General features: G+C 65.4%; 14 protein-coding genes. All 14 read left to right on the forward strand.

The window, feature by feature from the left end:
• Positions 1 to 12 precede the first annotated feature (12 nt).
• The 14 genes from HWE04_RS00530 (at position 13) to HWE04_RS00595 (ending at position 12,853) form a co-directional block, all read left to right on the forward strand.
• A complete protein-coding gene (locus HWE04_RS00530; RefSeq protein WP_241811198.1) occupies positions 13 to 930 on the forward strand; it encodes a MaoC family dehydratase in 918 nt (305 codons plus the stop codon).
• Positions 927 to 1,712, forward strand: coding sequence for a citryl-CoA lyase (locus HWE04_RS00535; protein ID WP_077236147.1), 786 nt, complete (start codon positions 927 to 929; stop codon positions 1,710 to 1,712). Before HWE04_RS00530 ends, HWE04_RS00535 begins: the two co-directional genes overlap by 4 nt.
• 3 nt (positions 1,713 to 1,715) lie before the next feature.
• Positions 1,716 to 2,516, forward strand: a complete 801-nt coding sequence (gene paaG, locus HWE04_RS00540) for a 2-(1,2-epoxy-1,2-dihydrophenyl)acetyl-CoA isomerase PaaG (RefSeq protein ID WP_241811199.1) — start codon at positions 1,716 to 1,718, stop codon at positions 2,514 to 2,516.
• 64 nt (positions 2,517 to 2,580) lie between these two features.
• A complete protein-coding gene (locus HWE04_RS00545; protein ID WP_241811200.1) occupies positions 2,581 to 3,720 on the forward strand; it encodes an ABC transporter substrate-binding protein in 1,140 nt (379 codons plus the stop codon).
• Positions 3,721 to 3,794: 74 nt separating this feature from the next.
• Positions 3,795 to 4,667: a branched-chain amino acid ABC transporter permease gene (locus HWE04_RS00550; RefSeq protein WP_039873933.1), complete on the forward strand. Its 873-nt coding sequence runs from the start codon at positions 3,795 to 3,797 to the stop codon at positions 4,665 to 4,667.
• A gap of 7 nt (positions 4,668 to 4,674) precedes the next feature.
• Positions 4,675 to 5,571 carry a branched-chain amino acid ABC transporter permease gene (locus HWE04_RS00555; protein ID WP_006461441.1) on the forward strand — a complete coding sequence of 299 codons (897 nt, stop codon included), beginning with the start codon at positions 4,675 to 4,677 and terminating at the stop codon, positions 5,569 to 5,571.
• Complete coding sequence (locus HWE04_RS00560; RefSeq protein WP_006461440.1) at positions 5,568 to 6,374, forward strand: ABC transporter ATP-binding protein; 807 nt, start codon at positions 5,568 to 5,570, stop codon at positions 6,372 to 6,374. The genes HWE04_RS00555 and HWE04_RS00560 overlap by 4 nt, the downstream gene beginning before the upstream one ends.
• A complete protein-coding gene (locus HWE04_RS00565) occupies positions 6,371 to 7,108 on the forward strand; it encodes an ABC transporter ATP-binding protein (protein ID WP_241811201.1) in 738 nt (245 codons plus the stop codon). The genes HWE04_RS00560 and HWE04_RS00565 overlap by 4 nt, the downstream gene beginning before the upstream one ends.
• Positions 7,108 to 8,742 carry an AMP-binding protein gene (locus HWE04_RS00570; RefSeq protein ID WP_241811202.1) on the forward strand — a complete coding sequence of 545 codons (1,635 nt, stop codon included), beginning with the start codon at positions 7,108 to 7,110 and terminating at the stop codon, positions 8,740 to 8,742. Before HWE04_RS00565 ends, HWE04_RS00570 begins: the two co-directional genes overlap by 1 nt.
• A gap of 22 nt (positions 8,743 to 8,764) precedes the next feature.
• On the forward strand, positions 8,765 to 9,244 hold the full coding sequence (locus HWE04_RS00575; protein WP_077236155.1) for a MaoC/PaaZ C-terminal domain-containing protein: 480 nt from the start codon (positions 8,765 to 8,767) through the stop codon (positions 9,242 to 9,244).
• Positions 9,241 to 9,996: an enoyl-CoA hydratase/isomerase family protein gene (locus HWE04_RS00580; protein ID WP_241811203.1), complete on the forward strand. Its 756-nt coding sequence runs from the start codon at positions 9,241 to 9,243 to the stop codon at positions 9,994 to 9,996. The genes HWE04_RS00575 and HWE04_RS00580 overlap by 4 nt, the downstream gene beginning before the upstream one ends.
• Positions 9,993 to 10,943 (forward strand): NAD(P)H-dependent flavin oxidoreductase, encoded by a 951-nt coding sequence (locus HWE04_RS00585; RefSeq protein WP_241811204.1) that lies wholly within the window; start codon positions 9,993 to 9,995, stop codon positions 10,941 to 10,943. Before HWE04_RS00580 ends, HWE04_RS00585 begins: the two co-directional genes overlap by 4 nt.
• Before the next feature lie 322 nt (positions 10,944 to 11,265).
• Positions 11,266 to 12,015: a GntR family transcriptional regulator gene (locus tag HWE04_RS00590; protein ID WP_241811205.1), complete on the forward strand. Its 750-nt coding sequence runs from the start codon at positions 11,266 to 11,268 to the stop codon at positions 12,013 to 12,015.
• A gap of 55 nt (positions 12,016 to 12,070) precedes the next feature.
• On the forward strand, positions 12,071 to 12,853 hold the full coding sequence (locus tag HWE04_RS00595; RefSeq protein ID WP_006461433.1) for a transporter substrate-binding domain-containing protein: 783 nt from the start codon (positions 12,071 to 12,073) through the stop codon (positions 12,851 to 12,853).

The raw sequence follows: 12,853 nt of genomic DNA on the forward strand, positions 1-12,853 counted from the left end.
AACGAGCCCATCATGAGCATCGATTACCAGACCCTGAAGAACTGGCAATTCCCGGTCCTGCAGCACGCCTACGACGCCGATGACACCATGCGCTATGCCTTGGCAGTGGGACTGGGAGCCGCCGCCACCAGCGACGACGGGCAACGCGACGGAGCCCTGCGCTACGTCTATGAGGCCCGCCTGCAGGCCTTGCCAAGCATGGCGGTGATCCTGGCGCACCCCGGCTTGTGGATGGGCGCGCCGCAAGCCGGGGTGGACCTGCTCAAGGTCGTCCATGGCGAACAGCGCCTGCGGCTGCATCGCCCATTGCCGGCCAGCGGCAGCGTGGTCGGCCGCTCGCGGGTCAGGGCGGTGATCGACAAGGGGCGTGACAAGGGCGCGCTGCTGATCGTGGAGCGCGAATTGCGCGATGCCGGCGGCGAGCTGCTGGCAACGGTGGAACAGACCAGCTTCTGTCGTGGCGACGGCGGCTTCAGCGATGCGCACACGCCAGCCGATGCCCCGTCGGCGCCCATGCCAACGGTCCCGATGCGCGCGCCAGATCTGCATTGTGACCTGCCGACCCGGTCGGAGGCGGCACTGCTGTATCGCCTCTCTTCCGATCGCAACCCATTGCACGCCGATCCACAGACCGCCCTGCGTGCCGGTTTCGGGCGGCCCATCCTGCACGGCCTGGCGACCTATGGCATCGCCTGCCACGCCCTGCTACGCAGCTGCTGCGATTACGACGCCAGCCGCCTGTGCGCCCTGGCCACGCGCTTTTCCGCCCCGGTCTACCCGGGTGAAACCCTGCGTACCGAAATCTGGCGTGACGGTCGCCACCTGCAGTTCCAGATGCGTGCGCTGGAACGCGATGTGATCGTGCTCGCCAACGGTACCGCCGAAATGACCGATGCCACGCCTTCGAACTTCTCCACGGAGACCCCATGACCAGCAACAACCAGCCGATCCGCTCCGACATCGCCTTCAGCACGGCCGACCGCATCGTGGTGCGCGGCAAGAGCTTACCCGACGACATCCTGGGCAAGATGAACCTGGGCGACTTCGCCTACCTGCAATTGACCGGCAAGACTGCCACGCCGCAACAATCCAACATGTTCAACGCCCTGTTGATCACGCTGGTGGAACACGGCATCACTCCCAGTGCGATCGCCGCACGCATGACCTATGCCGGTGCGCCGGAGTCGCTACAAGCAGCAGTGGCAGCCGGCCTGTGCGGACTGGGTACGGTCTTCGTCGGCACCACCGAAGGCGCCGCCCGGATGCTCTACGAAGCCTTCGAACAGGCTGGCGACGAAGCTGACCTGCCGACCCTGGCAGTGCAGACGGTGGCGCACTATCGCGAGCGCCGGCAGATCATTCCCGGGCTGGGCCATCCGGTGCACAAGCCCATCGATCCACGTACCCCACGCCTGTTCGCGCTGGCGCAGGAGAACGGCATGGCGGGACGCTATGTGCAACTGATCCAGCTGATCCAGCAGGAGGCCGAACGGGCCTCCGGCAAGCAGCTGCCCATCAATGCCACCGGCGCGCTGGGCGCCATCTGCTGCGAGTTCGGCTTTCCCTGGAAGATCGTGCGCGGCTTCGGCGTGATGGCGCGCGCCATCGGCCTGGTCGGCCATCTGCTGGAGGAATCGGAGTCGCCCATGTCCTATCAGCTGTGGCACGAGATCGAAGCCCGCGCCAGCGCCCACCTGCGCGAGCAGGAGTAAGGGATGAGCGCCATGGAGGACAGTTCCGTACTGTGCAGCTTCGAGCAGGGCGTGGCCAGCATTACGCTGAACCGGCCGGAGCGGCTCAACAGCTTCAACGACGCCATGCATGAGCAGATTCGTGCCTTCCTCGATCGCATCGAAGGCGAGTCGGACTTGCGGGTGCTGGTGTTGACCGGTCGCGGACGCGCCTTCTGCGCCGGCCAGGACCAGAGCGACCGCGCGCCGCTGCCGCCCGGCCAGCAGCGCGATCTCGGTGCAGCCCTGGAGCGTTACTACAAACCCCTGATGCTGCGCCTGCGTGCCTTGCCGGTGCCCGTGGTGTGCCTCATGAATGGACTGGCGGTGGGCGTAGGCGCCACCCTGGTGCTGGCTTGCGACATCGTCATCGCCACTCGCTCGGCCTACTTCATGCAGGGTTTCTCACGACTGGGCTTGATGCCAGACGGTGGTGCCACGCAGTTTCTGCCACAGCGCATCGGCACGGCGCGTGCCCTGGGGCTGTGCCTGCTCAACGAGCGGCTGGATGCCGAACAGGCGGCCAACTGGGGCCTGATCTGGCGCTGCGTGGACGACGCGCAGTTCGAAGCGACCAGCCAGGCGCTGGTGCAGCAGCTGGCCGGCAGCGCCACCCGTGCCCTGGGTCTGACCAAGGCCGCCATCCATGCCGCCGCCCACAACGACCTGGCACGCCAGCTCGACCTGGAGACCGAGGGTCAACGTGCGCTCGGCCATACCGATGACTACCGGGAGGGCGTGAGCGCTTTCCGCGAAAAACGCAACCCCGTCTTTCGGGGGCATTGACGGTACAAACCGGCGCGGCCATCCGACCAGCGCCTATCACAAGCGAGGAGACAAGGAGATGAACATGAGCAAGTGGAACAAGGCATGGACGGCCGGGATCATGGCCTGCGCACTGACAATGTCTGCCGCACCGGATCTGGCGCACGCGGGGGACATCAGCATCGGCGCGCTGTTCCCGATGAGTGGCCCGAACGCCTCCTATGGCGACATCTTCGGTTCAGGTGCCAATCTGGCAGCCGACCACATCAATGCCGACCAGATGCTGGGCGGCAAGCTGAGCATCCAGTACGAAGACAGCCAGGCGCTGCCGCAACAGGGGGTGATCGGCATGAACAAGCTGGTCAACGTGGAGAAGGTTCCTTATGTACTGTCGGCCTTCACCGGCGTTTCCAAGGCCATTTCCACCATTGCCGGACGCAGCAAGACGGTCGCCGTCAACGGTGGCGGCGTCGGGCCGGACCTGGCCGAACTCGGCCCCTATTTCTGGAACATCATCCCGCTGGCCAACTATGAAGTGCGGGCCATCATTCCCTACCTGATCAACGAGCGCAAGCTGAAGAACTTCGTGCTGGTCTATGTCGATGACCCGCTCGGCCAGGCCATCCGCAAGGAAATGGAAAGCGTGCTGCCCGGTGCCGGTGGCAAGCTGGTAGAAGCCCTGTCGGTGCCGGCCACGGCGCAGCAGTTCGGCGGCATCGCCGCGCGTGTGCGGGCCGCCAATCCGGACGTGATCTACGTGGCCTCCTACGGCTCGCAGCAGTCGCAGATCGTCAAGCAGTTCCGCGACAACGGCATCAAGCAGCAGTTCGCCAGCTATACCGCCTTCTCGATTCCGGAAATCAATGCCCTGCCCGAGGCCGCCGGCTCGCTCTACACCTCGCAGAACATCGACTGGAATTCACAGGATCCGGTGACGCGACGCTTCGTCGACGACTACCGCAAGAAGTACAACAAGATGCCCACGGCCTATATCGCCAACTACTACAACGCGGTACGCATGTTCGGCCTGCTGGCACAGCAACTGATCAAGAAGGGACTGCCTGTCACCGGTGAGAACCTGCTCAAGCAGCGCATCGAGAGCGCCAGCTTCGACCTGGTCGGCGGCAAGGTCAGCTTCGCGGCCAACGGTACGGTCACCATGCCGATGCAGATCAACGAGATCGACGGCAAGGGTGGCAAGGTGGTCAGCACCTCGGCCCGCTGAGCCGCTATCTCGGCCATCGGTGCAACTACAGGAGCGTGCCGTCCGTCGCCGGACGGCACCCGGAGGATCCAGACATGCTATTGCTACAGCTATTGATCAATGGAGTACAGGTGGGCGCCCTGTATGCGCTCATTGCGGTGGGGTTTTCGCTGATCTTCGGCTCCACCCGCATCTTCCATTTCGCCCACGGCTCCACCTTTACCATCGCCGCCTACGTCTTCTATGACCTGCTGTCCATCGCCCAGTGGCACTGGAGCCTGGCGGTACTGGCTTCGGCTGCAGCGGCGGTCCTGTTCGGACTGGCGCTGAACCGCTTCGTGTATGTACCGATCCAGAAGCACGAGGGATCGTTCTTCACCGTCTTCGTCGCTTCCTTCGGGGTCGGCATCGTGGTACAGAACCTGTGCGGCATGCTGTTCGGACGCAGCTTCGTGGCCGTCAGCACACCGCTCTCGCGCAGCGTCGAATGGCTGCCGGGGCTATATGTGTCACCGCTGGCCGGCATTGCCATCGTGATCGCGCTGCTGTTCTTCTTCGCACTGCAGCTCTTCCTCATGCGCACCCATACCGGCATGGCCATGCGCGCCCTCTCGGAGAACCCGGAACTGGTGCGCGCCTACGGCCTGTCGCCGCGCCGGCTGTCGATGATGGTGTTCGCACTCGGTTCGCTGCTGGTGGTGCCGGCAGCGCTGCTGTCGGCGGCCGGCTCGGGACTCAATCCAGCCATCGGTCACCACGTCATGCTCATCAGCCTGGCCGCCACCATCGTGGGCGGTGTGGGCAGCCTGCGTGGCGCCGCCTGCGCCGGCCTGTTGCTGGGCCTGGCCGAAAACCTGGCGCTGGCCTGGTTCGAGCCGCAATGGAGCGAGGCCATCACCTTCATCGTGCTGTTCCTGTTCATCCTGTTCCGCCCCTCCGGCTTCTTCGGTCGGGTCGCCACCAGCTGAGGCCACCATGCTTGCCTATCTCCTGAACCTGGCCACGCTCATGTGCATCAATGCGGTGCTGGCCATCACGCTCAATTTCATCATGGGCTATGCCGGCATCTTTTCGATCGCCCATGCCATCTTCTTCGGCGTGGGGGCCTATAGCGCGGCCTGGCTGGCGCTCCACGCCAGCGCCAACATCTTCCTGGTGATCCCGCTGGCCATGCTGGTGGCCGGCGCCCTGTCGCTGGTACTGGCACTGCCGGCGTTGCGGGTACGCGGCGAATATTTCGTGGCCGCCTCGCTGGGGCTGCAGGTCCTGGGGGTGACCGTGTTCTCCGAATGGAAGTCGGTCACCGGCGGGCTGGGCGGCATGATCGGCATCCCGCCCGCCGAACTGTTCGGGCATGCGGTTGCCGATCCGGTGCAGTTCCTGCTGCTGGCACTGTGCTGCCTGATCCCGGTACTGCTGCTGACCAGCGTGCTGTTGCGCTCCTCGTTCGGTCGCAATCTCAAGGCCATCCGCGACAGTGAGTCGGCCGCGCATGCCTGCGGCAAGAACGTGGCCGTGATCAAGACGTTGTCGGTGGTGATCTCGGCCATGCTGGCCGCGGTGGCGGGCGCCCTCTACGCGTTCTACATGGGCTTCATCAATGTCGAGAGCTTCATGCTCGACACCTCGGTACTGCTGATGGCCATGGTCATCATCGGTGGCACCGGCACCCTGCTCGGCCCCCTGGTGGGCACGGTGCTGCTGATGCTGCTGCCGGGCGTGTTCAGCTACATGTCCTTCCTGCCGCAGACCGAGATCGGCTCGATCCAGCAGATCGCCTATGGCCTGGCCATGGTGCTGCTGATGATCTATCGCCCCGGCGGCATCGTCGGTTCCTCGTCCGCACGACCTGCCAAGGAGAAGGCCGCATGAATGCCATCACCGAACACGAAGGCGCCATGCAGGCTGCGCTTGCGCCGCAGGGCGATGGCGAAGTGCTGCTGTCGATACGCCACCTCAACAAGAGCTTCGGCGGCTTGAAGGTGACCAACGATGTGAGCCTGGATCTGCGCGCCGGCATCGTCACCACGCTGGTCGGCCCCAATGGCGCGGGCAAGACTACGCTGTTCAACCAGATCACCGGCCATCTGGTCCCGGATGACGGGGAGATCCTGTGGCGCGGGCAATCCCTGATCGGTCGCCGCCATTTCCAGATCGCGCGCATGGGCATCGCCCGTACCTTCCAGGACCTGCGCCTGTTCAACCAGATGAGCGTGGAAGAAAACGTGCTGACGGTGATGGAGCCGGTGTCGTGGATCTGGCAACCGGGCGGGCGTGCCGCGCGCCAGCAGCGCCTGGAACGGGTGCACGATATCCTGGCACGCACCGGCCTGGAGACCAAGGCGCGCACCCGTGCCATCGACCTCTCCTATGCGGAACGCAAGTTTCTCAGCATGGCCCGCATCATGGCCGCCGATGCCCGCATCTGGCTGCTCGACGAACCGGCCTCGGGCCTGGACCGCAGCTCCTACGAGCGCTTCCTCGGACTACTGCGCAGCGAGGTCGCCAAGGGCGTGACGGTGTGCATCATCGAACACAACCTCGATATCGTGGTCGGCATTTCCGACCGCATCGCCTTCCTCGATCAGGGCAAGCTGCTGGCCGATGGCCTGCCGGACGAGGTACTGAAGAATCCGCACCTCGCCGCCATCTATTTCGGAGACCAGACCTCATGAATGCCCAAGTCCATCCCGACCCTGCCCCGGCCCTGCTGGAAACCCGCCAGCTGGTGGTGGGCTATGGCGGTCGTCCGGTATTGCGCGATTTCGATTTCCGCCTGCTGCCGGGCGAAGTGCTCTGCCTGATCGGACATAACGGCGCCGGCAAGTCGACCCTGTTGAAGACGCTGTTCGGTCTGGTCGCCCGCCAGGAAGGCCAGGTGCTGCTGGACGGCCAACCGCTGGCGGTAGTGGAACCGCGTCGCCTGTGTGCGGCCGGTATCTCGCTGGTGCCGGAGGGACGCGGAGTGTTTCCCGGACTGACGGTGGCCGAGACCATGAAGATGGGCCTGTGGGCCGCCGGCGTAGCCGAAGGCGAACGCCAGGCACGCCTGGAGTGGGTGATGTCGGTCCTGCCAGCGCTACGGCAGTTCTACGGGCGCCGCGCCGGCACCCTCTCGGGCGGCCAGCAACAGATGGTTTCCATCGGCCGCGCACTGCTGTCGCGGCCACGCTGCCTGCTGATGGACGAGCCCTCGATCGGTCTGGCACCCAAGTTGTTCCAGGACCTGCTGCAACCGATCCGGCAGCTGCAGCGCGAGACCGGCATGGCGATCCTGCTGGTGGAGCAGAACGTCAAGCAGGCCCTGAAGATCTCGGATCGGGTGGTGGTCATGAAGTCCGGTGCCATCATCCGCGAAGCCCTGCCCGCCGAACTGGACGACAACGCCAAGCTGATGGAGCTGTACTGATGCCCGACCAAACTCCGCAAACTCCGCAGACCCTGCTGACCCTGCCCGCTCTGCTGGCCCGTCATGTGGCCGAACGCGGCGACGCCACCGCCTTCATCGTCGATGAAGAGCGCATTACCTACGCACAATTCGATGACATGGTCCGACGCAGCGCAGCCTGGCTGCAGGCGCGCGGCGTCAGACCCGGCGACCGGGTGGCGCTGTGGCTGGTCAACCGCATCGAGTGGCTGGCGCTGTACTTCGCACTGGCGCGTCTGGGCGCGGCCGTGATGACGGTCAATACCCGCTATCGCTCGCACGAGCTGGCCTACATCCTGGAACGTTCCCAGGCCAGTCTGCTGGTGTTGCAACTGAACTTCCGCAAGATCGATTTTCCGGCGGTGCTGGCCGATGTGCCGGCGCAAGCTGCAGCAGCGCTGCGCGAGGTGGTGGTACTGGATGCCGGCGATACGCCACCCGCGCAGGTACTGGGCAAACCCGCAGTGCGCTTCGATCTGCATCGGCTGCCGCCGGTGGCCGCCGACGACCCCATCACGGCCGCCGCACCGGATATGGCCAGTATCCTCTTCACCACTTCAGGGACCACCAGTGGTCCCAAGCTGGTGCTGCATAGCCAGCGCACGATCTGCCTGCACAGCCAGCGCGCGGCGCCGGCCTATGGCTTCAGCGAGGATGGGGTGCGGCTGCTGGCGGCCCTGCCCTTCGCCGGCGTGTTCGGATTCAATGCGGCGATGGCGACCTTCGTTGCCGGCCAGCCGATCGTGATGATGGATACCTTCGATGGAGAACAGGCCGCGCAGCTCATCGTGCGCCACGCGGTCACGCATGTCTTCGGCAGCGACGAGATGTTCCGTCGCATCATCGAACACGGACAGGGCGAACGCCCCTTCCCCAGTGCACGCGTATTCGGTTTTGCCTGCTTCCATCCGGGCGTGGTGGAATTCACCGAGGCCGCCTGGGCCAGAGGCATCCCCTTGATCGGTCTGTACGGCTCGTCCGAGGTGCAGGCACTGTTCTCGCTGCAACCTCGCGCTCTGCCACTGTCGGAGCGCATTCTCGGCGGTGGCCTGCCGGCCAGCCACGCTTTCGGCGTGCAGATCCGCATCCGCGACATCGACAGTGGCGAACTGCTGGGTCCAGGCCAGAGCGGCGCCATCGAAATCCGCGCCGATACCAACTTCGTGACTTATCTGAACAACCCCGAAGCCAGCGCCCGCGCAATGGACGCCGAAGGCTACTTCCGTACCGGCGACGTCGGATACCTGCGCGCCGATGGCAGCTTCGTCTATCTGACTCGCCAGGGCGACGCCATGCGGCTGGGCGGCTATCTGGTCAGCCCGGTGGAAATCGAGGATGTCATCAAGACCGTGGCCGGGGTCGCCGATGTGCAGGTGGTCTCGGTGGATATCGGCTGCCAGGCGCGGCCGGTGGCCTTCGTCATCGCCGCGCCCGACGTCCGTCCCGATACGCAGGCCATCCTGCGCAGCGCCAGCCAGAACCTGGCGCCCTTCAAGGTGCCGGCGCATGTCTGGTTGGTCGATGCCTTCCCGACCACCCAGAGTTCGAACGGCACCAAGATCCAGCGCGCCAAGCTGCGCGACATGGCGCTGCAACGGCTGACCGCAGCCGCCTGACCCTTTTGCCCACGGAGCCCGCATGCCTTCCCTCTACCTCGAAGATTTCCAGCCCGGCCAACGCTTCACCAGCGGCGGACGCACTCTCACGGAGACCGACCTGACCATGTTCTCGATGCTGTCCGGTGACTGGAACCCGATCCACGCCGATGCCGAATTTGCGCGCCACACGCGCTATGGTCAGCGCCTGGTGCATGGCACCCTGGGCATCGCCCTGTGTACCGGGATGCTGCACCAGCTGGGCATCTTCGAACACTCCGTGATTGCCATGCTGGGCTTGCGCCAGTGGGAGTTCAAGCAACCCATCCTCGTGGGCGACACACTGCACCTGGAGCTGGAGATCCTGACGGTGGAAGCCGGCAAGAGCGGACGCAGCGGCAAGCTGGGACGGCGCTTCCGGCTGCTGAACCAGCGCGGCGAGGTCGCCCAGGAAGGCGACAGCGATGTCCTCGTCCTCACCCGCGAAGGCGCGCGCCAGCAGGCGCAGGCGGCGCAGTCATGAGCGCGCAGGTGTTGCGGGAGGACTGCGATGGGCTATGCACGCTGACGCTGAACCGGCCCGACAAGCTCAATGCCCTGACGGTAGAGATGTTCCAGCAGTTGCACGCCCACCTGGGTGCGCTGGAGCAGCAACAGGAGCACATCGGTGCGGTGCTGCTGCGTGGTGCCGGCCGCTGCTTCTCGGCCGGCAACGATCTGCACGACATCGCCGCCGGCCAGGCCCTGCCGCTGCCGCATCTGCAGGCGCGCACCGTCGATCGCCTGGCGCGGCTGCCGCAGGTGGTGATCGTGGCGGTGCACGGCCATTGCTATACCGGTGCGCTGGAACTGGCGCTGGCCGGCGACCTGATCGTCTGCAGCCGCTCGGCCAGCTTTGCCGATACCCATGCGCGCTGGGCGCTGACGCCGTTATGGGGCATGAGTCAGCGCCTGCCAAGACGCATCGGCGTGGCCCGTGCGCGCGAGATGATGTTGCTGGGCCGGCGTTACGACGGCCAGCGCGCCGCAGAGATGGGGCTGGCCAATCTCTGCTTCGACGATGCGCAGTTCGAGACCGAACTCCAGGCACTGGTACGCGAGCTTCTGGCCGGCTCCTGGTTCTCTCACCGCGCCACCAAGCGCCTGCTGGAAGAGACCGATGGCCTGCCCCTGGCGGCCGGACTGGCGCACGAAGTATTCCGCAATGCCGGCAAGGGCCCGGACATGGCCGCACGCATCGCCGCCTTCGGCCAGGCCAGCGGGAGGACGGCATGAACGCCGCCACCCTGGCGGCACGGCTGCGGCTGCCGGTGATCGGCTCGCCCATGTTCCTGGTGTCCAATCCGGCGCTGGTGACGGCGCAATGCGGGGCCGGCATCGTCGGCGCCTTCCCGGCCCTCAATGCCCGTCCGCAGGAACAACTGGAGCAATGGCTGTGCCGCATCGAAGAGGACCTGGACGCCCTGCGCCAGGCCCATCCTTCGCGCATCATTGCGCCCTATGCAGTGAACCTGATCGTGCATCCCTCCAACCAGCGCCTGCAGGATGACCTGGCCACCTGCGTGCGCCACCGCGTGCCGATCGTCATCACCTCGCTGCATGCGCCCGAGCAGGTAGTGGCTGCGGTACATGCCTATGGCGGTATCGTGCTGCACGATGTGACCACGCTGCGCCATGCGCGCAAGGCCATCGCCGCCGGTGTGGATGGCCTGATCCTGGTCTGCGCCGGGGCCGGGGGGCATGCCGGCGCGCTCAGTCCGTTCGCCCTGGCGGCCGATGTACGCCGCCTGTTCGACGGGCTGCTGGTACTGGGCGGCGCCATTTCCGATGGACGCGGCATCCTGGCGGCACAGGCCCTGGGCTGCGACCTGGTCTATATGGGAACACGCTTCATCGCCTCGGAAGAATCGGCGGCGGCCCCGCTGTACAAGCAGATGATCGTGCAGGGCAGCGCCGAGGATATCGTCTATACCCCCTATTTCTCCGGCGTCCCCGGCAATTACCTCAAACCGAGCATCCGCGCCGCCGGCCTCGATCCCGACCAGCTTCGAGAGGCGCCGGCGCAAGGCATGGATGTGGCCCGCCCCAAGCGCTGGAAGGACATCTGGGGCAGCGGCCAGGGGCTGGGCGCCGTCAGCGAAGTGCTGCCGGCCGCAGGCATTGTGGAGCAACTGGTCGAGCAATACCGGCAAGCCAGGGAAGCGCTGGGCCGGCTGCCTTAGGGCCATCGTCCCGCAGGCCGGGACAGGCCCGCCGTCACCCGCCACCAACGATGGCATGACGACAATGCAATGCACAAAACCGGGGCGGCGGCGATGACCCCGGCGTATCTTTTCCTGCACCAAAAAGCAGCAAAAGGTGCAGTATTAAGCTTCACCTCCACTCGCATCGCACTGCAGCACACTTCACCCCCGCAGTATTCCCCCTGCCCAGCACCCAGCGAAAATCCTTGCCACGCAAGCTTTTCGCCACCAATAATCGTCGCCGTGTGTTGTATGCCAATCTTGTATATCAGCGTGGCACACAACTTGCTGATGAGGGGACATGAGCACCAATCCTTCCGTCAAGTCGTCGTCGCAGATTGCGGTCCGCATCACCGAGGCCATCCTCGCCAAGCAATTGGCGCCGGGTACCCGGCTGGGCGAGCAGCAACTGGCCGACCTGTTCGGCGTTTCGCGCACCCAGGTGCGGGAAGCGCTGACGCGGCTCATGGCACGCGGCATCGTCACGGTCAGTGCGCGGCGCGGCTGGTTCGTCATCGAACCCACGCCGGAGCAGGCGCGCGAGGCCTTCGAGGCGCGCCGCGTGATCGAGCTGGGGCTGCTGCGACAGGCGCGGGTACGTCCGGTCAGCGGCGAGGCAATCCGGCAACTGCGCGAGCACATCGCCCGCGAAGAGGCCGCCATTGCCGGCGCCGACGTCGGGGCGCGCAGCTATCTGCTGGGCGACTTCCACGTCTGCCTGTGCGAATGCCTGGGCAACTCGCTGCTGTCGGAAACGCTGCGCGACCTGACCGCCCGCACCACGCTGACGGCGATGCTGCATCAGTCGTCGGAGCAGGCGGAGGATTCGTGTTCGGAACATGTCCTGATCGTCGAGGCGCTGGAACGCGGCGATCTGGAACAGGCTGAGCACCTGATGCAGGTCCACTTGCAACACGTGGAATCAGGTCTCAACCAGGTGCGCAGCAGCGATCCGCTGGAACCGCTGCGGCAGGCACTGGCATCGGTCTCGCGGCAGGGGGCCGCCGCAGGGACCGGCGTCGCGGGCCCGCCAGGCAAACGGCCGCAGTAAGCGCCAGCACCGCGCAGGGCCACTCATCAACGTCGTCAACACTAGGGAAACTGCTATGAAACTGACCAAACTCCTGCTCGGCCTGATGGCCGGCGCCATGATGTTCTCCGCTTCGGCTGCCCGTGCCGACGCCCTGGACGATATCCAGAAGAACGGCACGCTGCGCGTGGCCGTGCCGGCCGACTTCCCGCCGTTCGGCTCGGTCGACTCCGATCTCAAGCCACTGGGCCTGGACATCGACGTGGCCACCCTGATCGCCAAGAAGCTGGGCGTGAAGGTGGAACTGATCCCGGTCTCCAGCGCCAACCGTATCCCCTACCTGACCACCAAGAAGGTCGACCTGGTCATCTCCAGCATGGGCAAGAACGCAGAGCGTGAGAAAGTGATCGACTTCTCGGCTGCCTATGCACCGTTCTTCAACGGCGTGTTCGGCCCGGCCGACCTGTCCGTCAAGGGCGCGGCCGACCTGGCCGGCAAGACCATCGCGGTCACCCGTGGTTCGGTGGAAGACCTGGAACTGACCAAGATCGTCCCGCCCACTGCGACAGTGAAGCGCTACGAAGACAACAACAGCACCATCAGCTCCTTCCTCTCGGGCCAGGTGCAACTGGTGGCCACCGGCAACGTGGTGGCCGCTGCCATCATCGCCAAGAACCCGCCCAAGAAGCCCGAAACCAAGTTCCTGATCAAGGATTCGCCTTGCTTCATCGGTCTGAACAAGGGTGAGAAGAAGCTGCAGGACAAGGTCGACGCGATCCTGGCCGAAGCCAAGAAGGATGGCAGCCTCAACGCCATCTCGCAGAAGTGGCTGGGCCTGCCGCTGCCGGCTGGCCTGTAA

The sequence above is a fragment of the Herbaspirillum sp. C7C2 genome, assembly GCF_022627865.1.
In the GTDB taxonomy this organism is placed as follows: domain Bacteria; phylum Pseudomonadota; class Gammaproteobacteria; order Burkholderiales; family Burkholderiaceae_D; genus Herbaspirillum; species Herbaspirillum frisingense.